Genomic DNA, 26505 nt, shown 5'->3' on the forward strand with positions numbered 1-26505 from the left:
ACGACCCGGCACAGCCGCTGCACATCGCCAAGGTGGTTTCAGTGTCGAACACCGCGACCGCTTGCAGCGATCATCAACAGCAGACTGGCGCCGAATGGATGCGGCCGCTGTGCTTGTCCAATACTCATAACAGCGTCCAAGTTTAGCTGAGGATCAGGCGATTTTCGTCGATATCGCTGCGGTAGTTGGAGCGCGCCATGACGTTGCGAACACGGATGCCGAGGCCTTTGAGACTGCCGCTCTGCAGCACATAGCCGATATCCAGATCGCGCTCGCGGTCCTTGCCTTCAAAGCCCTTGCCGGTGTCGACGTTATTGCCGGTGATGTAGCGCACGGTACTGGTCAGCCCGGCATGCCGAGGGCCGCAAAATCATAGTCGTAACGCGCCTGCCAGGAGCGTTCATCGGTGTAGGCGAACTCGTAGGTCGGCACTTCATTGCTCAGTGGCGAGATGTTGGCAAACACTCGCGGGAAGGCGCTGTCGCCGAACATGCCCTGATAGCCGACATAAAACGTGTGGCCGCCGCGCTTGGCCGACAGCAAGGAGAAGAACGCCTGGTTGTCGATATTGCCCAGCAACTTTTTGCCATCTTCACGCGAATCGTAATAGCCAAGGTTGGCGCCCAGGGTCCAGTCTCCTAACGGCTCGCTGTGTTTGAAGCCAAGAAAGCGCTGGTTGTAGATATCTTCCAATTGCCCGAACCAGGCGCTGACCGAGCTGCGTTTATCATTGAAGGCGTAATCGGCGCCGGCAAAGTTGAAGCCATCGCTGCTGACCTGATGCTGCGGTACATGACCGAGCATGGCCTGCATCTTTTCATCGCCGGCCTCGTTGCGCAGGCTGGTCGAGTTCAAGTGACCACCTTGCAAGGTCAGGCCATTGATCTCATTGGAGCTGATGCTTGCGCCCTGATAGCTGGGCGGCAGCAGACGAATATCGCTGAAGGCCAGCACCGGCAGGTTGGGTTGCAGCTCACCCACCTTCAACTCCGTCTTGGAGTAACGCATCTTCAACGCACCTTCCAGACGACTGTAATCATTCGCCGCGCGCCCATCATCATGCACCGGCAGCAAACCGGCATTGACCCGGTCCGGGCTGCTGTCGAGTTTGAGGCCGAGCAGGCCGATGACATCCACACCAAAACCGACCGGGCCTTGGGTATAACCGGATTTGACGTTGAGGATAAAGCCTTGCGCCCACTCTTCGGCCTTCGACTGTTGATTGGCCCCGACGATGTCGGAAAAGTCCCGGCTTAGTAGTAATTGCGCGCTTGCAAGGTGGCCGTGGCGTCTTCGATGAAGCCGCCCTCGGCGGCCATCGCTCCAGCGGAGAAACTCGAGGCGACCGCCATGGACAACACTGAACCGGTTGTTGGAAGAGTCTGTTTCATTATTTTCTCTTATTTTTATTGATCGGCAGGTTGAAGTGCTTCAGCCGCAACGGTTTTGCTGCGAGGGACAGGACGCCGGACGCTTAACAGCCAGTGCGAGACCATGCCGAAAATCAGCCCCCAGAAAGCGGCGGACAATCCGAACAGCGACATGCCCGACGCCGTGATGAGAAACGTCAGCCGTCTCGGCAGCCTGAAAGATGATCACCAAGGGGCCTGCGTAGGAAATCACCGTGGCGATAAATCCGGCGACGGCTGCTGACAGGGAAAAGTCCTGGAATAGAGCTTTCATGACTCAAGCACCCGTCGGCGACAGCGCTCGGCTGACACCAGCGCTGCGCCGGCTGCTGATGGTGAAAACAGTCATGGCGAGGGCGGCCACCGCACCGGGCAAGGCAAACGCCATGAAGTTCAGTTGCAGCGGCAGGCTGATCCCCAGCAAGGCACCGCCCAGCAGCGGACCGACAATCGCGCCGTTGCGGCCGATGCCCGACGCCCAGCCCAAACCGGTGGAGCGAATGGTCATGGAGTAGAACTGCGCAGCGCAGGCGTACAGCAGAATCTGCGAGCCGATGGTGGTGGCGCCGGCAAGGGCGATCAGCAGGTACAACACCGGCATCGGACTGTTGAAGCCCAGCAAGGTAATCGATACCGCAGCAATGACGAAGAACACCGCCAACACGCGCGGCAGATTGAGCTTGTCGCCCAGCACCCCGCCACCGACCGCACCGAAAATGGCCCCGAAGTTGAGCACCAGCAGGAATGACAGACTCGAACCCAGGCTGTAACCGGCGTTGGCCATCAGTTTTGGCAACCAGGAGCTCAAGGCGTAGACCATCAGCAAGCAGCAGAAAAATGCCAGCCACAGCATCAGCGTGCGCAGTGCACGGCCCTCGCGGAACAGCTGCAACACCGAGATGCCGGTGCCCTTCACTTCGCTCACGAGCAACTGATCGCTGGCGTGTGCAACATAAGCCGGGTCAACCCGCTCCAGAATGTTGCGCGCCTCTTCATTGCGGCCCTGACGCAGCATGAAACCCACCGACTCGGGCAGGAAATACATGATCAACGGCAATAACAGCAACGGCAGCACCGCCACGTAAAACACCGACTGCCAGCCAAGACTCGGGATCAACCCAATGCCGAGCCCCGCCGAGAGCATGCCGCCCACCGAGTAGCCGCTGAACATGATCTCCGTCGAAGATGATGATGAGGGCGCACCAGAACAGCACCATCCAGTGAAAGCGGTTGAATCGAGCGTTGTCGATGACCTCATGTACGTTGATCTTGCGCATGGCATCTATCTCTTGTTGTTGTTTTTTTAAGAGTCGGTAACGCGGCTAACGTCCGTACAGCCGAGGGTAGAGACGCCGGGCACGGCGCAATAGCCGCTTTGCGCAGATCGCTATCCGTTTTGTGCAATGCCCTGAATCGGGCGTAGGGCGAGGAGTGCTCCAAGAGCCTGTAGCAACCCTGTAGAGGGTTGATTCATGGACTAGACTCACGCGGTTGGTGATGGCGCTAAACGTCAGGAGCAGGGGGCCGTCCAGGGCTGACGCCAGTTTTGCTCGAAACAATGCGCGATCTGCAAGCTGATAGTTGCACCGGCAGGGTCAAGCTATCGGTAGTCAGCGGCTGGCATTTGTGAGGCTGGGTCATGGCAAAGGACAAGAAGAAACCCCCTGTTAAAAGTAACGCCGCTGAACCCTTGAAACTGACGAACAAAGACTATCTTGAGCAGTTACGCCGGCTGCATGTCGAAATGGTCAAGTTGCAGGAATGGGTGAAACAAAAGGGCATCAAGATTTGTATCGTCTTCGAGGGGCGCGACGGCGCCGGCAAGGGCGGCACGATCAAGGCGATCACTGAGAGGGTGAGCCCGCGTGTCTTTCGGGTGGTGGCGCTACCTGCACCGACCGATCGCGAGAAGAGCCAGATGTATATGCAGCGCTACCTGGCGCACATGCCAGCGGCTGGCGAAGTGGTGATCTTCGATCTCAGTTGGTACAACCGCGCAGGGGTCGAGCGGGTGATGGGATTTTGTACCGATGAGCAGGTGGCCCGTTTCCTGGCCCTGGCCCCCCTCATGGAACGCATGATGGTCGACTCGGGCGTAATCCTGTTCAAGTATTGGCTGGAAGTCAGCGAAGAGGAGCAGACCCGCCGGCTCGAGGCGCGGATCAAGGATGGCCGTAAAATCTGGAAACTGAAGCCAATGGATCTCAAGTCATACAGCCGCTGGTATGACTACTCGCGCGCACGTGACGACATGTTCAAGGCGACCGACACCGAACATGCTCCGTGGCTTGTGGCCAACTCGAACGACAAGAAGCGTGCCCGCCTCAACATCATCTCTGATTTGCTCAGCCGCATTCCGTACAAGAATGTACCGCGCGAGAAGGTGATTTTGCCCAAGCGGCAGAAATCAGGTGGCTATCGCGAACCGGATTATCCGCTGCGGCGAATTCCAGAAAAATTCTGACCGGCACGTTCAAGCGGATCTGCGCTGTACATCAAAGGGCCACAGTCCCATGAGCCATTCGGATGCTTCGCCTCCCGTCCCGGAACCGGGTCGCATTGCCCATCGGGTTACCGGCGGCGACACCGGTTGGAGTCGCTGGCTGCCGGGACTGCGCACGCTACGCGGATACAAAATAGTCTGGTTGCGGCACGACCTCGTGGCCGGACTGGTGCTGACCACGATGCTGGTGCCCGTCGGCATCGCCTACGCAGTGGCATCGGGCGTACCCGGCATCTACGGCCTTTACGCGACCATTGTTGGGCTACTCGCGTATGCGCTGTTCGGACCCAGCCGGATTCTGGTGCTGGGACCGGATTCCTCGCTGGCTGCCGTCATCCTCGCCGTCGTCCTGCCACTGTCCGGTGGCGACCCGCATCGTGCAATCGCCCTCGCGGGCATGATGGCGATCGTGTCGGGGGCGGTGTGCATCCTGGCTGGCATCGCGCGCCTGGGCTTTGTCACGGAGCTTCTGTCCAAACCGATCCGCTACGGGTACATGAACGGGATCGCACTGACGGTATTGATCAGCCAGCTGCCCAAGTTTTTCGGTTTTTCGATTGAATCCGACGGCCCGCTGAGAAACCTGTGGGCGATCGCTACAGCGGTCATGGAGGGGAAAACCAACTGGACCGCCTTCATGGTCGGCGCAGCCACTTTGGCGGTGATTCTGCTGCTCAAGGGCAACAAGCGCGTGCCGGGCATTTTGATCGCCGTGGCAGGAGCGACTGTCGCCGTGGGTGTGCTGGACCTTGCAGAGCGCGCTGGAATATCGGTCCTCGGCTCTCTTCCACAAGGCTTGCCTGCGTTCGCCATCCCTTGGATCACTACTGCCGATATCGTCCCCGTCCTGATCGGCGGTTGCGCCGTTGCCCTGGTTTCGTTCGCCGATACCAGCGTGCTCTCGCGTGTCTATGCGGCGCGGACCCGTACCTATGTCGACCCGAACCAGGAAATGGTGGGCCTCGGCGTCGCCAACCTAGCCGCCGGTTTTTTTCAGGGTTTTCCGATCAGCAGCAGTTCGTCACGTACGCCCGTGGCCGAGGCCGCAGGCGCCAAAACCCAGCTGACCGGAGTCATCGGCGCGCTGGCTGTTGCCTTACTGCTGTTGGTGGCGCCGGACCTGTTGAAGGATTTACCCTCCAGCGCACTGGCTGCGGTGGTGATCGCATCCGCCATCGGCCTGATCGAGGTCACCGATCTGCGACGAATTTATCGAATCCAGCGTTGGGAGTTCTGGCTATCGATTGTCTGCACCATCGGCGTGGCCGTGCTGGGCGCGATTGAAGGCATCGGCCTGGCCATCGTGATCGCCGTCATTGAATTTCTGTGGGATGGCTGGCGCCCTTACTCTGCCGTTCTGGGGCGCGCGAAAGGCGTCAAGGGTTATCACGACATCAAGCGCTACCCCGACGCGCGCCTTATACCCGGTGTGGTCCTGTTTCGCTGGGATTCGCCGTTGTTTTTCGCCAATGCCGAGTTGTTCCATGACCGAGTGCTGGACGCCGTGGCTGCATCGCCTACGCCAGTGCGCTGGTTGGTCATTGCGGCAGAACCCGTCACCAGCGTGGACGTGACCTCCGCCGACATGTTGGCGGAACTGGACGAAACCTTGCACGCGGCGGGCATCAAGTTATGCGTGGCCGAGATGAAGGACCCGGTCAAGGACAAGCTGAAGCGATTCGGGCTTTTCGCGCGGCTTGGCGAAGCGGCGTTTTTTCCAACAATTGGCGCAGCAGTCGACAGCTATCTGCTGGTACATCCGGTGGATTGGGACAAGGATCTCTGAGTGGCATCGGAGACTCTCAGCGACAGTCTTTATCAATGATATCCATGTTTATCGGCACGCCCGCGGACCGCACGCAGATTTCCAGCACGTCTATGCTGGACTTACCGAATGCTTGCCTGTGCCACTTTCTACAGGAGGTGATCATGGTTCCCACGCCCATTCTCGAAAAGGTTTTTTCACGAGACCTGCTCGATGTACTGATTCGTGCCGGAGTGATTGCCGTTCTGGTGATCTTCTGCTTTCAGATATTCAGCCCCTTCCATGATCTGATGCTGTGGTCGGTGATCCTGGGAATCACCCTCTACCCCTTGCAAGTCAGGTTCAAAGGCAAACTGGGGAACAAAGACGGGATTACCGCGGCGCTGATCGTATGGATCGCTATCAGTATTCTTATGGTGCCTGTTTATTTGTTGGGAGCCTCGATTGCGGAATCCGTGGAGAGGGTCATGACCCTGGTCAAAACCGACAGTTTTCATATTCCGCCACCGTCGGATACGGTAGCCAGCTGGCCACTCGTGGGAGAACCTCTTTATAACTTATGGGCGCAAGCCACCACTGACCTGCCCGATCTGGCACAGAAGTTCATACCGCAAATCAAAGGTGTCAGCCTTTCCCTGCTGAGCAAGCTTGCGGGTGTCAGCATGGGGCTCCTTTTATTCATCGTCGCACTGATTATTGCCGGTATTTTTTTAGCGTATGGAGAAAGCGGCCACCGCAGCGCGGTGCAAATCGTTTCGCGCTTCAGTGGTCCGATCAATGGGCCGAAAATTGCCGATCTGTGCACCGCCACCATCCGGGCAGGGGCGCTGGGGGTGGTCGGCATCGCCTTCATCCAAATGCTGTTGGTGGGCATCGGCTTTGTGTTCATGAGCGAAGGTGCCAGTACGGCGACCATTGTGTTTGCCATTTATGTCTTCATCGCGGGATTGGTCGATAACGTCCTCAAACCACTGTTGCTGGGGACAGATCTGACACGGCGACAGAAGATATTCGGTGATGAACCCCATAGGCATGCCAGAAAAAACGGCTGAAGAAATCCCGACAGACTTTTTTCTTTTGCGACAGACTTATTATTCAGATCACATTTGAACGCTAAGCTTGGGCCTATGGATGATTCAGATTATTTACGCCTGCTGACCATTGCGGCCGAGCAAGCCAACACGTTCCTCTCCAATGCCCGCAAATGGGAGCGTGAGCGTTGGGTTTGCCAGCGACTGCTGCAAGGCCTGAACATTCCCTATCGCGCCGACGAGTTTGCCCCCGCCGGAGAGCCGCCGGACGTGTTGTTCCGCGACGCGAACTTCGAAGTGTTCTTCGTGCTCGACGAGGGCCGACGCCTCAACGACGAATGGCGCGACGAGCTACAACGTCGCCGCAGCGCGTTTTCCCTGAGCCAATTGGTGCGCCGCGAGGCCAAGCCCCGGCGCATCCCGGCCAATGAGTTTCTGCTGAGACTGGCGCCGACCTTGCGCAAAAAAGCCCACAACTACCAAGAGCGCGGCATGGACCTGGGGGAGCTGGACATCATCGCTTTCGCCAGTCTCAAGCGTGAAGTGCTGGACCTCAATAGCCACTTTCCACCACCCACCGAATACTTGCGTCAGGGTTGGCGCTCGTTGTCGTTGGTCGGCCCGACCTTCGCCCGAGTGCTGTTCGCCCATCCGGAGGCCCCGGATTTCCTGCGCGGCAATCTGGGTCGAAGCATCGTTTTCGACGTCGGAATCAGCCTGTGAGTCCGTTGCAGGAGTTGGTCGCCGAGTGTTACAAAGTGGCATCATTCGCCTGGACGACAGGGTGAATGTCGAGCCGATTCCGGACAGCGGCTATGCTCCGTTCAACGCAGGATCCCCCCGCTGTAGCTTCTAAACATTCAGCAACGTCTACCTGACGAGGCCCAATATGACCAGCCGCCTGAACCCGGACGACCAAAAGCATGTCGAAGAGTACCTGCGCCTGTCCCAGCACCAAGTCGAGCGCCGGCCTTTTCGGCCGTGGATGCTCCTGGTGGTGGTGTTGGCAGTGACCATTGGTTTAGGCCTGTTGAGCCGTTTTATCAGTTACCTGACGCTATGAGCTGCCTTGCGCTCGCTCGGGTAATTGCACCGATTTCTTTTAGCCTTGCGAGATATCCCCATGACTCATCGTATTGTCATCGTTGGCGGCGGCGCCGGCGGTCTGGAGTTGGCTACCCGTCTGGGTAAGACTCTGGGCAAGCGCGGCACGGCCAGTGTGATGCTGGTCGACGCGAACCTGACCCACATCTGGAAACCGCTGTTGCACGAAGTGGCGGCAGGTTCCCTGAACTCTTCCGAAGACGAACTCAACTATGTTGCCCAGGCAAAATGGAACCACTTCGAGTTCCAGCTGGGGCGCATGAGCGGGCTCGATCGCGCACAGAAGAAAATCCAGCTGGCCGCCACCTACGACGAGGCCGGTCTGGAACTGGTGCCGGCGCGCGAAGTGCCTTACGACTCGCTGGTGATTGCCGTCGGCAGCACCACCAACGATTTCGGCACGCAGGGTGCGGCACAACACTGCCTGTTCCTCGACACCCGCAAACAGGCCGAACGCTTCCATCAGCAACTGCTCAATCACTACCTGCGCGCCCACGCCGGGCAAACCGATAAAGTCGAGCAGATCAGCGTAGCGATCGTCGGCGCCGGTGCCACCGGGGTCGAACTGGCAGCGGAACTGCACAACGCCGCCCATGAACTCGCAGCCTACGGCCTGGACCGGATAAAACCGGAAAACATGCACATCACCCTGATCGAAGCCGGACCACGGGTGCTCCCTGCCCTGCCGGAACGAATCGGCGGGCCTGTGCATAAAACCCTGGAGAAACTCGGGGTCAACGTGATGACCAATGCCGCGGTCAGCGAAGTGACGGCAGACAGCCTGATTACCGCCGATGGCAAAGTGATCAACGCCAGCCTCAAAGTCTGGGCCGCCGGAATTCGTGCGCCGGGTTTCCTCAAGGACATCGATGGCCTGGAAACCAACCGCATCCATCAGCTGCAAGTGTTGCCGACCCTGCAAACCACCCGCGACGAGAACATCTTCGCCTTCGGTGACTGCGCGGCCTGCCCACAACCGGGCACCGACCGCAATGTGCCGCCCCGTGCCCAGGCGGCGCACCAGCAAGCTTCGTTGCTGGCCAAATCGCTGAAACTGCGGATCGAAGGCAAAGCCCTGCCGGAGTACAAGTACACCGACTATGGTTCGCTGATTTCGCTGTCGCGTTTTTCGGCTGTGGGTAACTTGATGGGCAACCTTACCGGCAGCGTGATGCTCGAGGGCTGGCTGGCGCGGATGTTTTACGTGTCGCTGTATCGCATGCACCAGATGGCGTTGTATGGCGCATTCCGCACGGCGATGTTGATGCTGGGCAGCAAGATTGGGCGCGGGACTGAGCCGCGGCTGAAGTTGCATTAAACACTGTGGGAGCGAGCCTGCTCGCGATAGCGGTCTGACATTCAGCACCTTTGTTGAATGTTAATCCCTCATCGCGAGCAGGCTCGCTCCCACATTTGCTCTCTATCAATTTGGAGATCTGTGTCTCACTGTATCTCCCCCACCGATTCCATCCCTTCGCTTACAAAGCCCCCCCTTGCACGACACAGTAGCGATACACCACGCCCGCTAAATGGCCACACCCGAGTAAGGCTCTGCCTGGTCATTGCCGCACTTGCGTGGCGTCCTTTATCGAGCGGTTGTGTCGTGCAACCCAGGAGATTTGTAATGTCCCGTACCACTACTCTCAGCAAAAATACCGTTGGCCTGCTCGGCGCTGTCTTGGCCGGAGGCATGATGTTGTCCGGTTCCGTATTCGCTTCGCAGCCGCTGACTCAAGGCTACCTGCTGGCCTCGGCGGAACAGGTCGTGAAGACGCCGGAAGGTAAATGTGGCGAAGGCAAGTGCGGCGATGCCTCGATGGCCAAGACCGATACCGATGATGACGGCAAGGTATCCCGCGCGGAATTTTTGAAAGTGGCACCCAAGGCTGACTTCGACAAGATCGACACCAACCATGACGGCCAAATCGACGAGCAGGAGGCTTTTGATAACGTAAAAGCCAACTACGAAACCAATGGCAAAAAAATGCCGAAGGGTTTGTTCGAGCACCTGAAAGACAATAGTTAAGCCTCTGAAGGCCCAAGCCTTGCTTCTTCATCGAGAAGCGGGGCTTTTTTGCATTTACAGCAGGCAAAAAAAATCCCCGTATCTTTCGATACGAGGATTTTTAATATGGTCGGGGTAAGGGGATTCGAACTCCTGACATCCTGCTCCCAAAGCAGGCGCGCTACCGGACTGCGCTATACCCCGGTAAAAAAAAGGCACCTTTGAAGGCGCCTTCTTCGATCAGCGCTTTTAGCCTCTGATCTTAAGATTCGATTCCAGCGCTAACTGGTTTCAAAAATGGTGGGTCGTGTGGGATTCGAACCTACGACCAATTGGTTAAAAGCCAACTGCTCTACCAACTGAGCTAACGACCCAAAAATGGTCGGGGTAAGGGGATTCGAACTCCTGACATCCTGCTCCCAAAGCAGGCGCGCTACCGGACTGCGCTATACCCCGGTTTGAAATTGGCTCCGTGACCAGGACTCGAACCTGGGACCCAATGATTAACAGTCATTTGCTCTACCGACTGAGCTATCACGGAACTACATATTTCAATTACAAATGGTATTTCAATTAACAACTGTGAAGCTTGCTTCACCTCTTCGACCCGTTCGCATCGCTGCGTTCGTGTGTCTGAGGCGCGCTATTCTACAATCTTAAGCACCTCTGTCAACCCCCTAAATTGCTTTCAAGTTAATGATTTGCAACTTATTTCAGATTCCTGCTTGGGGAGCAGAAACCCTTCAGGGCGACTTACTGCGGGGCGCACTTTACAAGCCTTTTCCTTTGAGTTCAACAGCCTGGCGAAAAAAAGGCCTCGCAATGCGAGGCCTTCTTTTATTGCACTGCCGTCGAGCGTCAGACGAAAACGATTTCGTCGTTTTCCACGGTGCCCTTGGCCGTCTCGCCCGGCAGGAATCGACCCGACAGAATCAGCTGTGCCAACGGGTTCTCGATCCAGCGCTGGATCGCCCGTTTGAGCGGCCGAGCGCCATAGACCGGGTCGTACCCGACGGCGATCAGCTTATCCATCGCTTCCGGACTCAGCTCAAGCTTCAGCTCGCGCTCGGTCAGGCGGCTACGCAGGCGACCCAACTGGATCTCGGTAATGCCGGCGATCTGATCCCGAGCCAACGGCTCGAAAATCACCACTTCGTCGACCCGGTTGATGAACTCCGGCCGGAAGTGCGTGGAAATCGCATCCATCACCGCCGCGCGCTGCGCTTCGCGATCCCCTACCAACTCCTGAATCTGCACCGATCCAAGGTTGGAGGTCATGACGATCACAGTATTCTTGAAATCCACCGTGCGACCGTGGCTGTCGGTCAAACGGCCATCTTCAAGCACTTGCAGCAAGATGTTGAATACGTCCGGGTGAGCCTTCTCGACCTCGTCCAGGAGGATCACCGAATAAGGCTTGCGACGCACCGCCTCGGTCAGGTAACCGCCCTCTTCATACCCTACATAGCCCGGTGGCGCGCCGATGAGTCGAGCCACGGAATGTTTCTCCATGAACTCGGACATGTCGATCCGCACCATCGCCTCTTCGGTATCGAACAGGAACTCGGCCAGCGCCTTGCACAGCTCGGTTTTACCGACACCGGTCGGGCCGAGGAACATGAACGAGCCGCTCGGGCGATTCGGGTCGGACAACCCGGCGCGGGAACGCCGCACCGCGTTGGAGACAGCGATCACCGCTTCGTCCTGACCGATCACACGTTGGTGCAACAGGCTTTCCATCTTCATCAGTTTTTCGCGCTCGCCCTCGAGCATTTTCGCCACGGGGATGCCGGTCCACTTCGACACGACTTCGGCGATCTCTTCTTCAGTCACTTTGCTGCGCAGCAACTGGTTTTCGCTTTTGCCGTGCTGATCGACCATTTGCAGGCTGCGCTCCAGGTCCGGGATCACTCCGTATTGCAGCTCGGCCATGCGGTTCAAGTCGCCCTTACGGCGCGCGGCTTCCAGTTCCTGACGGGACTGTTCGATTTTCTGCTGGATCTGCGCCGAACCCTGGACTTCGGCTTTTTCCGAGTTCCAGATTTCTTCGAGGTCCGAGTATTCACGCTCGAGACGGACGATTTCTTCCTGGAGTTTTTCCAGACGTTTTATCGCCGCTTCGTCGCTTTCTTTCTTCAGCGCCTGGGATTCCACCTTCAGCTGAATCAAGCGACGCTCCAGACGGTCCAGCACTTCCGGCTTGGAGTCGATCTCCATACGGATGCGGCTGGCTGCTTCGTCGATCAGGTCGATGGCTTTGTCCGGCAGCTGACGGTCAGTGATATAGCGATGACTGAGCTTGGCCGCAGCGATGATCGCGCCATCGGTAATCGCCACCTTGTGGTGAACCTCGTAACGCTCTTTCAGGCCACGCAGAATCGCGATGGTATCTTCTTCGCTCGGCTCGTCCACCAGCACTTTCTGGAAGCGCCGTTCGAGGGCCGCATCCTTCTCTATATATTGGCGGTACTCGTTGAGCGTGGTCGCGCCGACGCAGTGCAGCTCACCGCGCGCCAATGCTGGCTTGAGCATATTGCCCGCATCCATCGAGCCTTCGCCTTTACCGGCGCCGACCATGGTGTGCAGTTCGTCGATGAACAGAATGATCTGCCCTTCCTGCTTCGACAGTTCGTTGAGCAGGGATTTGAGGCGCTCTTCGAACTCGCCGCGGTATTTGGCACCGGCAATCAGCGCCCCCATGTCCAGGGACAAAAGGCGCTTGCCTCTCAGGCCATCCGGCACTTCGCCGTTGATGATGCGTTGGGCCAGGCCTTCGGCGATGGCGGTTTTACCTACGCCAGGCTCACCGATCAACACCGGGTTGTTCTTGGTGCGGCGTTGCAGGACCTGAATGGTGCGGCGGATTTCGTCGTCACGGCCAATCACCGGATCGAGCTTGCCTTCTTCGGCACGCTTGGTCAGGTCGATGGTGTATTTATCGAGTGCCTGACGTGATTCTTCATGGTTGGCGTCATTGACTGCCTCACCGCCGCGCAGGTTATTGATCGCGTTTTCCAGGGCTTTCTTGCTCACGCCCTGGCCCAGCAACAATTTGCCGAGTTTGCTGTTCTCGTCCATGGCGGCGAGCAGCACCAGTTCGCTGGAGATGAACTGATCACCCTTCTGCTGGGCCAGGCGATCGGCCTGGTTGAGCAGGCGCGCCAGATCCTGCGACATGTTCACATCGCCGGTCGGGTTCTGGATTTTCGGCAGCTGATCGAGGGCTTTGGTCAGTTCTTTACGCAAGCTGTTAACGTCAAAACCCACCTGCATCAGCAGGGGTTTGATCGAACCACCCTGCTGTTCAAGCATGGCCTGCATCAAATGAGCTGGCTCAATGGCCGGATGATCGAGGCCAACGGCCAGGGATTGGGCGTCGGACAAGGCTAACTGCAACTTGCTGGTTAAACGGTCTATACGCATGGGTCACCTTCCTTTTGAGCAGGCCGGACCTATAAACATCCTGAATGAAGAAGCCTGCCAGATACGTCACTAGATGTGGTCGATTCTGGAAGATTCAAGCGTCGTGACGTTGATGCAAGTCAGGTAAGTCTAGCGTTCGAGCCAGATCAGGGAGGCAAACCGGCCGGTGCGTGGACTACGGCGGTAAGAAAAGAAACGTGGATCGCTCACCGTGCAGAAACCACCGCCATAGACGGCTGTGACACCGCGAGCAGCCAGACGCAAACGCGCCAGCTCATAGATGTCGGCCATGAACTTGCCAGCATTCTGGCTCGGCACAAAGGCTTTGGCGGCTTCAGGCAATTGCTGGACGAAGGTTTCGCGCACTTCCGGGCCGACTTCAAAGGCCTTTGGACCAATGGCCGGGCCGAGCCAGACCAGTACCTCGGCGGGTGGCACGGCCAGACTGTCGAGGGTTGCTTCGAGCACACCCGCCGCCAACCCGCGCCAACCGGCATGGGCGGCAGCGACGCGGGTGCCGGCGCGGTCGCAAAACAGTGCTGGCAGGCAATCAGCGGTCATCGCCGCGCAGGCGATACCGGGTGTTGCCGTCCAACTGGCGTCAGCAGTGGCCGTAATGCTTGGGTCAGCATGGGCCACGACAATGCCGTGAACCTGCTTTAACCAGGCCGGTTGAATAGAGAAATGATCGGTAAGGAGACGGCGGTTCTCGGCGACAGCTTCGGGGCTGTCGTCGACGTGATCACCCAGGTTGAGGCTGTCGAACGGCGCCAGACTGACGCCGCCCGCACGGGTGGTAACGCAGGCTTTCACCCCGGCAGGCGCAGGCCAGTCGGGAATCAGCCAGCCACTCATCCGATGAATGCCTCGCGGTCTTGCTTGAGCAGCGTCAGCAACCAGACAAAGTCATCCGGCAGCGGCGATTCCCAGCTCATGCGTTTACCGGTGGTCGGATGATCCAGCTCCAGGAACCGCGCATGCAGTGCCTGACGCGGGAACGCCTTCAAGGATTCGACCATGGTCACACTGGCGGCCGGTGGAATTCGGAAACGACCGCCGTAGGCAGGATCTCCGACCAACGGGTAGTTGATGTGCGCCATGTGCACGCGAATCTGGTGCGTACGACCGGTTTCCAGCTTCACCCGCACGTGAGTGTGGGAGCGAAAACGCTCGAGCACCCGGTAATGGCTGACGGCTTGCTTGCCACCTTCCATCACGGCCATGCGCTGGCGTTGCTGGCCATGACGACCGATCGGCGCGTTGATCTTGCCCCCGGCTGTCACCACACCGATCACGATGCACTCATAGATCCGGCTTACGCTGCGGCTCTGCAATTGCGTGACGAGTTGTGTCTGCGCCTGAATGGTCTTGGCCACCACCATCAGACCGGTGGTGTCCTTGTCCAGGCGATGCACGATACCGGCGCGGGGCACATTGATGATGTCCGGCACGTGGTGCAGCAAGGCGTTGAGCAAGGTGCCGTCAGCGTGGCCGGCAGCCGGATGCACCACCAGGCCCGCAGGTTTGTTGATCACCAGGATGTCGTCGTCTTCATAGACGATGTCCAGCTCGATGTCTTGAGCGATCCATTCGCCTTGAGCTTCCTGCTCGGCAGTCAGCTCAAGAATGGCGCCACCATGAACGATGTCTCGCGGGCGGATAACCGCCCCATCCACAGTCAGGCGGCCGTCTTTGATCCAGGCGGAAAGGCGCGAGCGCGAGTGCTCAGCGAATAATTGTGCGGCGACTTGATCGAGGCGTTGGCCGCCCAATTCGGACGGCACCTCTGCGCGAAGTTCAATTTTATCGGACATGCTCAGACTAGGCGTCGGCACAGCCTTTGGTTTCGGCTGCGCGCTTGTGGTTAAATACGGCGTCTTTTGCCCCGAGGCTTTTCAACGGGGCGCTCATCATAACAGGACGGCCCCGCCCAAGACAGCGGCCGTCATAGGGACGCAAGCCGCCATGCAAGTGAAACACCTGCTGCTGATCGCCATCCTCGCATTGACCGCTGCTTGCTCATCGAAGGAAGTCGTAGACGAAAACCTGAGCGAAGTCGAGCTGTACCAGCAGGCTCAGCACGATCTGGACAACAATAGCTACACCGCCGCCACAGCCAAGCTGAAGGCGCTGGAGTCGCGTTATCCGTTCGGTCGCTACGCCGATCAGGCTCAACTCGAGCTCATCTACGCCAACTACAAGAATGCCGAGCCTGAGGCTGCGAAGTCCGCCGCCGAGCGTTTCATTCGTCTGCACCCGCAGCACCCGAATGTGGATTACGCCTACTACCTCAAGGGTCTGACCTCTTTCGATCAGGACGTCGGCCTGCTGGCGCGCTTTCTGCCGCTGGACATGACCAAGCGTGACCCGGGCGCTGCTCGCGACTCCTACAACGAGTTCGCGCAGCTGACCAGCCGCTTCCCGAACAGCCGCTACTCGCCGGACGCCAAGCAGCGCATGATCTACCTGCGCAACCTGCTGGCTTCCTACGAGATTCACGTTGCCGACTATTACCTGACCCGTCAGGCCTATGTCGCCGCCGCGAACCGTGGTCGTTACGTGGTGGAAAACTTCCAGGAAACCCCTTCGGTCGGTGACGGCCTAGCGGTGATGACTGAAGCCTACCAACGTCTGCACCTGGACGAACTGGCCGCAACCAGCCTCGAAACCCTGAAGCTCAACTACCCGAACCACCCAAGCCTGGTGGACGGTCAGTTCGTGCCCTCAAAGGACGAAGCCGATAACCGTTCGTGGCTGAGCAAGGCCACCCTGGGCCTGATCGAATCCCGTCCGCCGCTGCCGCCGGGTGAAACCCGCGCCAACCAGGACGTGCAGCGACAGTTCCAGGATGCCAAGGACTCGATTCCGAACGAGCTCAAGCCTAAAGATGAAAACGGCGATGTGATCGAAGAAGACGAACACGAGTCCGAAGCCAACAATACCGACCGCTCGTGGTTCAGCTACATGACCTTCGGCGTGTTCGACTGACGCTAATGTTGTGCCGAGAAGGCGCCTTTCGAGGCGCCTTTTTTATTACCGGATTTCAGGGACGGGCGTATTGCGCTGTGCGCCTGACCCGTCCTTGGCTAAACTGCCAATTCATTAGTCAAAAAGCAGCTCACCATGCTTCGTTTATTGTTCTGGATCGCCCTGATTGCCGCTGCGGTATGGCTTTGGCGCAAGTTCAAAGGCCCTACGTCGGGCACCCATACGCCACGCGAACAGGATGCCCCGCCCATGGTGCGTTGCGCCCATTGCGGCGTACACCTGCCCCGCGACCGCGCGCTGAAACTCGAACAACAGTGGTATTGCAGCCAGGCTCATCTTGAGCAAGGCCCGGGCTCCAGTGATCGCTGAGACGTCCAGTCCCGGCACCAAACAGGCCCAGCGACTGCTGCGCCTCTATCACCTCTACCGCTTAAGCGTCGGCATCACTCTGGTGCTGCTGATCTCCAGCAACATGGACAACCAGTTGCTGACGTTCGCCAATGACGACCTGCTGCGCAATGGCAGCTGGTTGTACCTGGTGCTGAATATCCTGCTAGTGGTCTTTCTGGGAAACACCCGGCGCCCGGCGCAGTTATTCAGCCTGACGCTGGTCGATGTCCTGCTGCTGTGCGGCCTGTTCTATGCAGCCGGCGGCGTGGCCAGCGCCATCGGCAATTTGCTGATCGTGTCGGTGGCCATTGGCAACACTCTGCTGCGCGGGCGTATCGGCTTGCTGATCGCAGCAGTCGGCGCCCTCGGCATCGTGGGCTTGAGCTTCCTTCTTAGCTTCAGCCACCCCGCCAGCGCCAGCGATTACCTGCAAGTCGGTACTCTCGGCGCCCTGTGTTTTGCCGCGGCATTGCTGGTGCAAGGCTTGATCCGACGACTGGAAGTCAGCGAAACCCTGGCTGAGCAGCGGGCCAGCGAAGTGCTTGGCCTCGAAGCGCTCAACGCGCTGATCCTGCAACGTATGCGCACGGGCATTCTGGTGCTCGACGACCAACGGCGTGTACAACTGGCCAATCACAGCGCCTTGACCTTGCTGGGGCAGGAAAAACTCGATGGCCAGTTGATTGACGACCACTCGAGGCCGTTGGTCGAGCGGCTTCAACTGTGGTTCAACAATCCGACTTTGCGCCCGCAAAGCTTGAAAATCGCCAGCAATGGGCCGGAGCTGCAACCGAGCTTCATTGCCCTGGACCATAGCCCGCACCACCAGACGCTGGTTTTTCTCGAAGACCTTGCCCAAATCGCCCCACAGGCCCAGCAACTGAAACTCGCCGCCCTCGGCCGCCTGACTGCCGGTATTGCTCATGAGATCCGCAATCCACTGGGCGCCATTAGTCATGCCGCGCAGTTACTGCAGGAATCCGAGGAACTGAACGGCGCGGATCGGCGTCTGACGCAGATTATTCAAGACCACTCTCAGCGAATGAACCGGGTAATCGAAAACGTCCTGCAACTGTCCCGTCGTCAGCAAACCGTGCCGCAACGGCTCGATTTGAAACCGTGGCTGGAGCACTTCGTCGCCGAAACCCGCGAAGGGGCGACCGCGCGTCAGCAGATTCACCTACGCATCGGCTCGGGAAACTTCAAAACCCTGATGGATCCGAATCAGCTGACCCAGATTCTCGACAATCTGTTGCGCAACGCCTGGCGCCATAGCGCCCTGAACCATGATCGGGCGCAGGTCTGGCTCGAGTTGTTTATTGACCCGGACAGCCAGTTGCCGACCCTTGAAGTCCTGGACGATGGCCCCGGCGTGGCGCCGGACCAGCGCTCGCACTTGTTCGAACCGTTTTTCACCACCAGCAGCCAGGGTACTGGCCTGGGGCTTTATCTGTCCCGTGAGCTGTGCGAAAGCAATCAGGCCCGCCTAGACTTCAAACCACGCCAAGGCGGCGGCTGCTTTCGCATCACCTTTGCTCACGGACGCAAACAAAGTTGAACATGAGCCCACGGCAAAAAATCCTGATCGTCGACGATGAGCCGGATATCCGCGAACTCCTGGAAATAACCCTGGGACGGATGAAACTCGACACCTTCAGTGCCCGCAACCTTGCAGAAGCACAGGCGCTGCTGGCACGGGAGACGTTCGACCTGTGCCTGACCGACATGCGCCTGCCCGACGGCACCGGTCTGGCGCTGGTGCAGCACATCCAGCAGCGCTATGCGCAAGTGCCAGTGGCGATGATCACCGCCTACGGCAGCCTGGAAACGGCGATCAACGCCCTCAAGGCTGGCGCCTTCGATTTTCTGACCAAACCGGTCGACCTCACCCGCCTGCGCGAACTGGTCACCAGCGCCTTGAGTCTGCCGGCACCAGGCGGTGCCAGCAGCGCCATCGACCGTCGGCTACTGGGCGACTCCCTGCCGATGCGTAGCCTGCGCAAACAAATCGACAAACTGGCCCGCAGCCAGGCCCCGGTGTACATCAGCGGCGAGTCCGGCAGCGGCAAGGAACTGGTCGCACGACTGATCCACGATCAAGGCCCACGCGCCAGCCGACCGTTCATCCCGGTGAACTGTGGGGCGATTCCATCGGAATTAATGGAAAGCGAGTTTTTCGGCCATCGAAAAGGCAGTTTCAGCGGTGCCATCGAAGACAAACCCGGGCTGTTCCAGGCCGCTCAGGGTGGCACTTTGTTCCTCGATGAAGTGGCAGATCTGCCGCTGGCGATGCAGGTCAAACTTTTGCGGGCCATTCAAGAGAAAGCCGTGCGCAGCATCGGTGGGCAGCAGGAAACCGTGGTCGATGTGCGCATTCTTTGCGCCACCCACAAAGATCTCGATGCCGAAGTCGCCGCCGAACGCTTTCGCCAGGATTTGTACTACCGCCTGAACGTTATCGAGTTGCGGGTGCCGCCCTTGCGCGAACGCCGCGACGACATTGAGCTTCTGGCCAACAATATGCTCAAGCGACTGGCGACTGTCACTGGCCAACCCGCTGCCAAACTCCACCCGCAAGCCCTCGACGCACTGAAAAGCTATCGTTTTCCAGGAAACGTACGGGAATTGGAGAACATGCTTGAGCGGGCGCACACCTTGTGCGAGAACAAACAGATCGAAGCCAGCGACCTGCGCCTGGCCGAAGGCAACTGTAACCGGGACGGCGATGTGCCGGACCTGACGCAGATCGACAACCTGGAAGCCTATCTGGAAAACGTCGAACGCAAACTCATCCTCCAGGCGCTGGAAGAAACCCGCTGGAATCGCACAGCGGCGGCTCAGCGGTTGAATCTGTCGTTTCGATCGATGCGATACAGACTCAAGAAATTGGGGCTGGATTGAGGGCCTCTTCGCGGGCAAGCCTCGCTCCTACAGATTGATGTCGTTCACAAGTTCATTGATCGACTCAAATCTGTAGGAGCGAGGCTTGCCCGCGAAGGCGATCTGACCGACAACAAAGATCGCTCGGTCAGATCCGCCCGGCCGGCGCATACGGCGCAGGGTCGATAATCGGTTCACGCCCCAGCATCACATCCGCAAACAACTGACACGAAGCAGGCGCCAGCACCAATCCATTGCGGTAATGCCCGCAGTTGAGCCAGAGCCCGTCAAATCCCGGCACCCGGCCGATATAGGGAATCCCTTCCGGCGACCCCGGCCGCAGCCCGGCCCAATGCCCCACCACCTCGGCATCCGCCAGCGCCGGAATCAACTCCACGGCCGAGGCCTTCAGGCTTTCCAGCGCGGTGTCGGTCGGCGTCTTGTCGAAGCCTTCATGCTCCAGCGTACTGCCGATCAGAATGTGCCCGTCACGCCGAGGAATGGCATAACGCCCCTTGGCCAGGACCATGCTTGGAAGGAAGTCCGCCGCGCACTTGTAAAGAATCATCTGGCCTTTGACCGGCTCGACCGGCAGTTCCAGGCTCAGGCTTTTCAGCAAGTCACCGCTCCAGGCCCCTGCCGTCAAAACCACCTGATCCCCCGCAATGGCCCCCATCGAGGTCTGTACCCCGACCACCGACGCGCCTTCACGGATAAACCCGCTGACCTCGCACTGCTCAAGAATCGTCACGTTCGGCAGCGCCAGCAAGGCGGCCTTGAGGGATTTCACCAGCCGTGGATTACGCACATTGGCCACATCGGCCATGTAGATCGCCCGCGAAAAACCGGCGCCCAATACCGGCACCGCATCGTGCGCCGCAGAGATATCCACAGCCCGCAGCGGGCGGTTTTCCCGTTTGGCCCAGGCGAGCGCTTCGGCTTCGTCATCCAGGTCCAGCCAGTACAACCCAGTGGTGTGCACTTCAGGATCGACACCCGTGGCAGCGAACAGGCGTTCCGCCAGCTGTGGATAAAAATCCTGGGACCAATGAGCCAGCGCAGTAACCGCCGGGCTGTAGCGCCACGGGTAGAGCGGCGAAACGATCCCGCCACCGGCCCACGACGACTCCTGACCGACATTCGAGCGGTCCAGCAGAACGACGCTCTGCACTTCGGACGCGAGATTGAACGCCGTCAGCAGGCCAATCACCCCGCCGCCGACAATCACCACTTGCTGTTGCCTGCTCATGTTCTGATCCAACCGTTCAATAGACAGAGGGCATAAAGGGCGCCCGAAAAATAAACTCAGCGACCCCAGCAATCCTTGGTGGTCAGGCCGGACGTCGCATTGACCATGCTTCTGACTCCGGTATTGGTGAGGGTGAAATCACCGCACTTGTCGCTCGCCATGCTCGAACCGGCCTTGCGTGTGGCCGTCAGCAGGAAGGTCTGATCGGTCAGGGTCGGGGTGATGGTATAGAAATCATTGCCAGCGCTCAGGCCGGTAGCCTCGGTGTAGACATTCTTCTTCGAATAGAAGCGCTCCAGAATCTGCGCCTGTTCGGAAAGCAAACCGGCCACTTCAGTACGGCGGCCCTTTTTTACGTACTCGGTGAGGCTCGGATAGCCAATGGTGATGACGATCCCGATGATCGCTATCACGATCATGATTTCGATCAGGGTAAAACCTCGGTTGGATCTGCGCATGCCTCAACTCTCACTTACTGTATTTGTCGCCACATAATGCGGCGGCCGCTGCCGCCACCGGATTTTTCCACCAGTGTGGTCACGCCACCACCGGAGTCGTTTACAACCTTGCGGGTTGCGTCATTGACGACCGCGTTCAGGGTCGGGATACCACCGGTGAAGATCACCCCGCTGGAAATCGTGTCAGTGCTGTCGACCACCCCGTCGGCATTGGTGTCGAGCACCGCGTAATTGAGCATCTTACCGCTGAATGCATCGAGCTCGACCAGTTTGCCGGTGCCGAAGCTGGCGCAAGGGTCCGTGGTATCCACACTGGCCGTGGTAAATACGATTCGCCCCGACACCAGACTGGCCTGGTTGATCACCCGCTCCCCCGTCAGCACGCTGTTGTACACCAAGGGCAAGTACCAGCCTTTCTTTGCCGGGTAGGTCACTTCGTTCTGGCTGGTGGTGATGAATTGCCCCGAGCTGCCCGAAAAAACACCGGTTACCGCCTGCGCCTGCAAGCTGGAAGTGGTGATTTGCCCCGCGCCACCCTCCGCATCCCATACCGCGTAGAACGCTTGTAGATCCTTGTTGGTCTTGTCGGCGGCCTCATTGAATTTGCCGGTGCCGAAAAACACTTCCTTGCCGCCCAATGCATGGTCGGCGAGCAATGGTTGTACGGTGATTGGCTGGGTCGCGCCGCCCGCCGTGGTAAACAACGGCTTGCCGGAAAACGCTACACCCCAGGTGTCGGTGGTGGCGCCACTCAAATCGAACTTCCACAACCGCCCTTTCAAGTCGCCACCATAGGCGGCCTGCACCACATTCTGCGAGTTGACTCTGAGCTTCACCGACGACAGACCGTTGGTGGTTTCTGTACTGTCGACCACGATTTTCTTGATCAGCGAGCCGTCGCGGATATCCACCACATACAGCGCCGCCACCCCGGAGTTGCTGCCATAACCGTTGGAGATAAACGCGGCCCAACGACCATCGGCCAAGCGTGCCACTTCGGGGCGGGCATAGGCATAACCCAGATCATTGAAAACGTTTGTCGTACTGGCCGTGGCCGGCGCGCTGATTTCCCATAACGCATTGGTTACGTTACCGGCAGAGGCGTCGAACAGTTGCAGTGCATAAAAGGTTTTGCCGCCCGCCCCTGTCCCACCAATCGCCAGGGTTTTCCAGGCGCTGTTGAGTTGGGCGTCGAACACCCCGACCTGTCCATCGACCAGATACTTGTGGCTCACGCCATTGATGTAAGTGGGGTCAGAAATGTAGCGCAATGATGGCAGCACACTGGAAGGCATATAGCCGTAGCCTCTGACACCGTTGGTCGAGTTGATGACATTTACAAATCCATCGTTTGCGTTCACCACCAAGCTGGCATTCATGTTGGCGGCTTTGGTGGTCAGGTAGGTGCTGTAGCTAGTATCGCCCACCAGATCGGACGCGGTTTGGTCCGTGGGCGCAGCCATTACGAGAGGCGAATTGATGATATCGCCGAGCAATACACTGCGCGATCTCAACCCGGTCTTGTTGGTGCCCTTGCTCCACTCCACGAGATCGCTGCCGGTGATACCGACGGGCAGGCTCTGGCTGAGGGAAGTCTGTTGGACCGGAGAGAAATTGTTGTAGGCCAGGGTGACGACGGCGTTGCTCAGGGTATTCCAGGACTGGTAGGTCGGCGCTGTAGCACCGGGCACGATGGTGGTATCAGTCGTCCACAACACTGCGGCCGTGTTCACCGCCCCCGCCGATGTGAAGCCAAAAGACTTGATGGCGCCACGCCAGTCCTTGGGGTCGTAGCTGGTCTGGAAGTAGCTCGAATTGCTGGTCAGGGTCGTGCCATTGGCCACACCACTGCCACCTGAGCCCGCCTTGGAAGTGATGTCCCTCAGGGCCAAGGACAGTGCACTGTTGAGCCCGGCACTGTCGCTCGCCTGGTAGTACTTGCCCTGCCCATAGGTCGCTGCATCCGACAACATCTGGTTAGCGACGGCGAAACCTACGGTGTAGGTGTTCATGTTCTGCTTGGGAAAATCCACCGCGTTCCAACTTTTGCCCGCAGCATCGGTGCCCGTGGAGCGCATGTCGATATCGAAGGCGAACTTGGCGATGTCATCCAGGTACAGGGTGTCGCCCTCTTCATCACCCAAGATGTTGGCGCCATCGTTACCGCTGATACCGTCCCAGTTCGGTAACGCGCTGCCACCCAGCGGATCGCTGGTCGGAAAGGTTCGGTCGAAGGTCGGCAGACCATCGGTGATCACAACCCCGTAATTTCTCTGGCAGCGATACTGAATCGGACTGGTATAGGTGCTGGGCGTCGAGTTGTTGTACGGCGCCATGCCACGGAAATAGCGGGTGATCTCGTAATAGGCTTCAGCCAGGGGCGTATTGGCCTTCGCGCTCAGTTCGTCGATTCCGGCGATCAATGCGTTGTAATTGGTATCAGCCTGAGCCTGAGTCACAGTACCGCTGACGGCCGACAAATCGCTGACCGAACGGGCAATGTAACCGCCGTCATTCTTATGGTTGCCGACCGCCAGGTTGAACGTCGCCAGACCGATACGCAGCGAGCGATTGCCGGCCACCAACGCTTTGGAGACGTTGCGCGCCACATTCATCCGGTAATCATTGGGAATCGAACCATCGGTGAAATCCCGGTCGGAATTGTTGGCGAGGCTTATCAGATACGACAGGTATTTCGCCGTATAACGCGTGTCCTCGCTCCCCACTGGATCGGGAAGCTTCAGGCAAAGCGAATCCCAACCGAGAAAGCTGTTGTTGTAAAAACCGTACCATCCTTTCGAACAGGTCCCTCGGGTCAAACTCGACAAAAGAATATTGGTATCGGTCATATCAAGGTCGCGGCCTTTCAAGCACGAACCATTCGAGAGGCAAATAGTCACCGGGGTGCGTGCGACTGTGGGGTCGAAGCCTGCCGCCCAGATAATGTTGTTCATACTCCCCGAGTCGTCGAGTAACAGCATCACATTGGGGGCCACGGCGGCGGCGCTCAACAGCGGCGAATCAGAGGGCGTGAAGGCGTAAGCCGGCGCTACCAGATAAAGGCTCAACGCCGCGCCGCAGAACAACTGCAACAACCAACGGCGCCAGCCTGTGCGCGCCTCAATATTTCGCATAGATACTCTCCACCACACTGCGCGAGTTGCCCGCGATGGCCACGGCGGTCACCCGGTACAGCGTTGCCGACGTATTGCTCGGCACGTTTACGGCGGTCAGGGTGGTGCCGATGTTCTGCACCCCGTAAAAACCGCTGCCGGAGGCGATCCAGGTCACCCCCGAGGTGGAATTGAACCCGGCAGCGGTAACGACCGACGCCTCGGCTGGCGGCGCGCATTGGCTGGTACCGCTGCAAACCGGCAATGAATAGCTGTTCAGTTGCACCGCGCTTTCGCCGACGCGCAATGCCGCTTCTGCACCCTGGAACGATTGGTTGCGCAGGATCACGCTACCGGCCATTTTTTCCTGCAACGTCGCGCTCTGCATCGACGAAAGCCCGATCAACGTCAGCACCAGGAGAAACACCAGGCTGACCAACAGCGCCATACCGCGCTGGGCGTGAGGGGGCATGGGAGAAATACTCATCGGCCCTCCCCTCATGGCAACCGGTTGCGCAAGGCGGCAACCACGGTGAAGGTTTGATTGTGTACCCGGTTGCTCGGGTCGCTGAGGGTCAGCGTGAGCCGCACACTGCGGATTCGCGCCGGATCAGACGGGTTGTCGCTGTAGCTGGAGGCGGCCGTATCCGTAGCCGAGCTGGCGAGGCCGAAGCGCACGTTGAAGGCACTGACATTGTTCACCAGCACCTGCTGCGTCGGTGTGGTGCCGGATCCCATCAACAGTTGGTCGTTGCTGAAGCTGTAGACCAACCGCCTGATCGGAAACGCCAACTGCCCCGACGCCGGCGTTTGTTTACCGGTGTGGGCCGTCGCGGTATTGCGGCAGTCGGAAACGACTGTCCAGGTCGGCGCCCCGCCACTGCCGCCGACATCGGCGGTGACCAGAGTCAATTTGAGGTTGGCATTGTCCCAACTGATCGGCGTGATCTGACTGGCATTGAAACTCCCTGCCGCGCTTTCATCGGTAATCGTACCCAGGCAACCGAACATGCCGACCATGCGGATTTCCTGAATCATCTTGCTCAGGACAAACCGTGCATCCTCCTGCATGCCGGCGGCGGTGTGCTGACTGACGTAGGTGTTTTTAGCGGCGATGAAGATCTGCGCCACGCCAAGAACCACGACCAGACTTAACGCCAGGGCGATCAGTAACTCGATCAGGCCGAAACCTCTGTTGGCTTTGATCATGGTGTCGTCGCCGGGTCAACGGTGGCGCGACTGGTGAGGACGAAACTGCGGCGTGAGTCGGCGGTATTGGCGGCTCGCGAGTCGTCCCAGGTAATGGTAATGGTGTACACCCGCTGGTTGCGGGTGATGCTGCCGGTCGCCGTGGCGCCGCCGAAATTGACGATGTTGGTGGTGAAGTCGTAAAGATCCTGATCCCGGGCCACGCTCAGGTTGCCCGAGGTCGGTGGCGTGACGGTGTAATCGGCGCCGGAGTTGGCGCGAATGCGGTCCATCATGTCGTAGGCGATGAAACTCGCCTGACTGGTCATCCGCGAGCTATCGGTGTACTTCAGCGCATTGAGCTGAATCGCCGCCGCGCCCAACAACCCCACGGCCAGAACCAACAACGCGACCAGTACCTCGATCAGCGTCATGCCCTCCTGTGCACGCTTGCTCCAACCCCTCATCCGCAACTTCCACCCAATAGAATTCGTCCGTTCAAACACACATTCAGCGTCCGGCTCTGCGCCCCCAGTACATAACTGATCACGACTGCCGTGGACGGTGCCGACAAACCGCCCAGATTGTTGAAATCAATAGCGGTCACTCCTGAGGTTAGCGTCAGAGTTGCACCACTGCTCAGCGCTGGAACAACCCGCAATACATTGGCCGGATTGCCAGTACCGTCATAAACGGTCAGCTCGCCGGTCCAGACACTGCCGCCTGCTGTCGGGCGAACACGAGTGGTAATACCCCGATTGATTGCCTCAAGCCTTGCGAAATTGAGCGCGCGCTGCAGGTCGCCGATTTCGGTGTCGGCCTTGGTGCTTTGCACCGAGCGGGTAAACGCCGGAACGGCCAGGGTGATCAGGATCAGAAACACCGCGAGCGTGATCAGCAGCTCGATCAGCGTGAAACCTTTTGTACGATGATCCATCGGTGCCCTCCGTTGCCGTCGGCTATACCTGCTTCTACACGCTAGAACATTCGACCGGCCCC

General features: G+C 58.7%; 22 protein-coding genes, 4 tRNA genes and 3 pseudogenes. 11 read left to right on the forward strand and 18 right to left on the reverse strand.

What is annotated here, in order from left to right; genetic code table 11:
- Positions 1-142: 142 nt before the first annotated feature.
- From ACYZT2_RS24440 to ACYZT2_RS24455, 4 genes and pseudogenes are all read right to left on the reverse strand, one after another.
- Positions 143-1391, reverse strand: a pseudogene (locus ACYZT2_RS24440) (OprD family porin).
- 15 nt (positions 1392-1406) lie between these two features.
- Entirely contained in the window at positions 1407-1544 is a 138-nt protein-coding gene (locus ACYZT2_RS24445) for a hypothetical protein (protein ID WP_461968067.1), read from the reverse strand.
- Between the two features lie 16 nt (positions 1545-1560).
- Positions 1561-1683 (reverse strand): annotated as a pseudogene (locus ACYZT2_RS24450) (benzoate/H(+) symporter BenE family transporter); the annotation flags it as partial.
- 3 nt (positions 1684-1686) lie between these two features.
- Positions 1687-2686: pseudogene (locus ACYZT2_RS24455) on the reverse strand (MFS transporter).
- 362 nt (positions 2687-3048) lie between these two features.
- Between ACYZT2_RS24455 and ppk2 the strand changes: the two are divergent.
- The 7 genes from ppk2 to ACYZT2_RS24490 all read left to right on the forward strand — a co-directional run bounded on the left by ppk2 (position 3049) and on the right by ACYZT2_RS24490 (position 9838).
- Positions 3049-3873, forward strand: a complete 825-nt coding sequence (gene ppk2, locus ACYZT2_RS24460; RefSeq protein ID WP_461968069.1) for a polyphosphate kinase 2 — start codon at positions 3049-3051, stop codon at positions 3871-3873.
- A 49-nt stretch (positions 3874-3922) separates the two neighbouring features.
- Positions 3923-5698 (forward strand): SulP family inorganic anion transporter, encoded by a 1776-nt coding sequence (locus ACYZT2_RS24465; RefSeq protein WP_461968071.1) that lies wholly within the window; start codon positions 3923-3925, stop codon positions 5696-5698.
- Between the two features lie 143 nt (positions 5699-5841).
- Positions 5842-6729 carry an AI-2E family transporter gene (locus tag ACYZT2_RS24470; RefSeq protein ID WP_461968073.1) on the forward strand — a complete coding sequence of 296 codons (888 nt, stop codon included), beginning with the start codon at positions 5842-5844 and terminating at the stop codon, positions 6727-6729.
- Positions 6730-6804: 75 nt separating this feature from the next.
- Positions 6805-7431: a DUF1780 domain-containing protein gene (locus ACYZT2_RS24475; RefSeq protein ID WP_095630608.1), complete on the forward strand. Its 627-nt coding sequence runs from the start codon at positions 6805-6807 to the stop codon at positions 7429-7431.
- 166 nt (positions 7432-7597) lie between these two features.
- Positions 7598-7771: a DUF3094 domain-containing protein gene (locus tag ACYZT2_RS24480; protein ID WP_253548430.1), complete on the forward strand. Its 174-nt coding sequence runs from the start codon at positions 7598-7600 to the stop codon at positions 7769-7771.
- Positions 7772-7831: 60 nt separating this feature from the next.
- Entirely contained in the window at positions 7832-9130 is a 1299-nt protein-coding gene (locus tag ACYZT2_RS24485; protein ID WP_461968076.1) for an NAD(P)/FAD-dependent oxidoreductase, read from the forward strand.
- Between the two features lie 306 nt (positions 9131-9436).
- Positions 9437-9838, forward strand: a complete 402-nt coding sequence (locus tag ACYZT2_RS24490; protein WP_461968078.1) for an HvfA family oxazolone/thioamide-modified RiPP metallophore — start codon at positions 9437-9439, stop codon at positions 9836-9838.
- A gap of 106 nt (positions 9839-9944) precedes the next feature.
- Here the strand turns inward: ACYZT2_RS24490 and ACYZT2_RS24495 are convergent.
- The 7 genes from ACYZT2_RS24495 to rluD all read right to left on the reverse strand — a co-directional run bounded on the left by ACYZT2_RS24495 (position 9945) and on the right by rluD (position 15054).
- Positions 9945-10021 (reverse strand) — tRNA-Pro (locus ACYZT2_RS24495).
- Positions 10022-10115: 94 nt separating this feature from the next.
- Positions 10116-10191 (reverse strand) — tRNA-Lys (locus ACYZT2_RS24500).
- A 5-nt stretch (positions 10192-10196) separates the two neighbouring features.
- Positions 10197-10273, reverse strand: a tRNA-Pro gene (locus ACYZT2_RS24505).
- Positions 10274-10282: 9 nt separating this feature from the next.
- A tRNA-Asn gene (locus tag ACYZT2_RS24510) sits at positions 10283-10358 on the reverse strand.
- Positions 10359-10675: 317 nt separating this feature from the next.
- Positions 10676-13240 carry an ATP-dependent chaperone ClpB gene (gene clpB / locus ACYZT2_RS24515; protein WP_461968080.1) on the reverse strand — a complete coding sequence of 855 codons (2565 nt, stop codon included), beginning with the start codon at positions 13238-13240 and terminating at the stop codon, positions 10676-10678.
- Between the two features lie 129 nt (positions 13241-13369).
- The gene (pgeF, locus tag ACYZT2_RS24520; protein WP_461968082.1) at positions 13370-14095 is read right to left on the reverse strand and encodes a peptidoglycan editing factor PgeF; all 726 of its coding nucleotides are present in this window, start codon (positions 14093-14095) and stop codon (positions 13370-13372) included.
- The gene (gene rluD / locus ACYZT2_RS24525; protein ID WP_007942311.1) at positions 14092-15054 is read right to left on the reverse strand and encodes a 23S rRNA pseudouridine(1911/1915/1917) synthase RluD; all 963 of its coding nucleotides are present in this window, start codon (positions 15052-15054) and stop codon (positions 14092-14094) included. Before rluD ends, pgeF begins: the two co-directional genes overlap by 4 nt.
- Positions 15055-15205: 151 nt before the next feature.
- Between rluD and ACYZT2_RS24530 the strand changes: the two genes are divergently transcribed.
- The 4 genes from ACYZT2_RS24530 to ACYZT2_RS24545 all read left to right on the forward strand — a co-directional run bounded on the left by ACYZT2_RS24530 (position 15206) and on the right by ACYZT2_RS24545 (position 19519).
- On the forward strand, positions 15206-16228 hold the full coding sequence (locus tag ACYZT2_RS24530) for an outer membrane protein assembly factor BamD (RefSeq protein ID WP_461968084.1): 1023 nt from the start codon (positions 15206-15208) through the stop codon (positions 16226-16228).
- Between the two features lie 135 nt (positions 16229-16363).
- On the forward strand, positions 16364-16597 hold the full coding sequence (locus ACYZT2_RS24535) for a PP0621 family protein (protein ID WP_461968086.1): 234 nt from the start codon (positions 16364-16366) through the stop codon (positions 16595-16597).
- A complete protein-coding gene (locus tag ACYZT2_RS24540) occupies positions 16587-18176 on the forward strand; it encodes a sensor histidine kinase (protein WP_461968088.1) in 1590 nt (529 codons plus the stop codon). The genes ACYZT2_RS24535 and ACYZT2_RS24540 overlap by 11 nt, the downstream gene beginning before the upstream one ends.
- Before the next feature lie 2 nt (positions 18177-18178).
- Complete coding sequence (locus tag ACYZT2_RS24545) at positions 18179-19519, forward strand: sigma-54-dependent transcriptional regulator (protein ID WP_461968090.1); 1341 nt, start codon at positions 18179-18181, stop codon at positions 19517-19519.
- Between the two features lie 127 nt (positions 19520-19646).
- Here ACYZT2_RS24545 and thiO read toward each other — a convergent pair whose 3' ends face one another.
- Genes thiO through ACYZT2_RS24580 form a run of 7 tightly spaced genes read right to left on the reverse strand, consistent with a single transcriptional unit; the run spans position 19647 to position 26443 of the window.
- Positions 19647-20747, reverse strand: coding sequence for a glycine oxidase ThiO (thiO, locus tag ACYZT2_RS24550; protein WP_461968092.1), 1101 nt, complete (start codon positions 20745-20747; stop codon positions 19647-19649).
- A 56-nt stretch (positions 20748-20803) separates the two neighbouring features.
- Positions 20804-21205 carry a type IV pilin protein gene (locus ACYZT2_RS24555; protein WP_461968094.1) on the reverse strand — a complete coding sequence of 134 codons (402 nt, stop codon included), beginning with the start codon at positions 21203-21205 and terminating at the stop codon, positions 20804-20806.
- 14 nt (positions 21206-21219) lie between these two features.
- Positions 21220-24339, reverse strand: a complete 3120-nt coding sequence (locus ACYZT2_RS24560) for a pilus assembly protein (RefSeq protein WP_461968096.1) — start codon at positions 24337-24339, stop codon at positions 21220-21222.
- Positions 24326-24805, reverse strand: a complete 480-nt coding sequence (locus ACYZT2_RS24565) for a pilus assembly PilX family protein (protein ID WP_461968098.1) — start codon at positions 24803-24805, stop codon at positions 24326-24328. Before ACYZT2_RS24565 ends, ACYZT2_RS24560 begins: the two co-directional genes overlap by 14 nt.
- Positions 24806-24816: 11 nt before the next feature.
- Entirely contained in the window at positions 24817-25527 is a 711-nt protein-coding gene (locus tag ACYZT2_RS24570) for a PilW family protein (RefSeq protein WP_461968100.1), read from the reverse strand.
- Complete coding sequence (gene pilV / locus ACYZT2_RS24575) at positions 25524-25973, reverse strand: type IV pilus modification protein PilV (RefSeq protein WP_305446957.1); 450 nt, start codon at positions 25971-25973, stop codon at positions 25524-25526. Before pilV ends, ACYZT2_RS24570 begins: the two co-directional genes overlap by 4 nt.
- The gene (locus ACYZT2_RS24580) at positions 25970-26443 is read right to left on the reverse strand and encodes a GspH/FimT family pseudopilin (protein ID WP_461968103.1); all 474 of its coding nucleotides are present in this window, start codon (positions 26441-26443) and stop codon (positions 25970-25972) included. Before ACYZT2_RS24580 ends, pilV begins: the two co-directional genes overlap by 4 nt.
- Positions 26444-26505: the final 62 nt, after the last annotated feature.

This window comes from Pseudomonas sp. MDT1-85 (genome assembly GCF_054898065.1).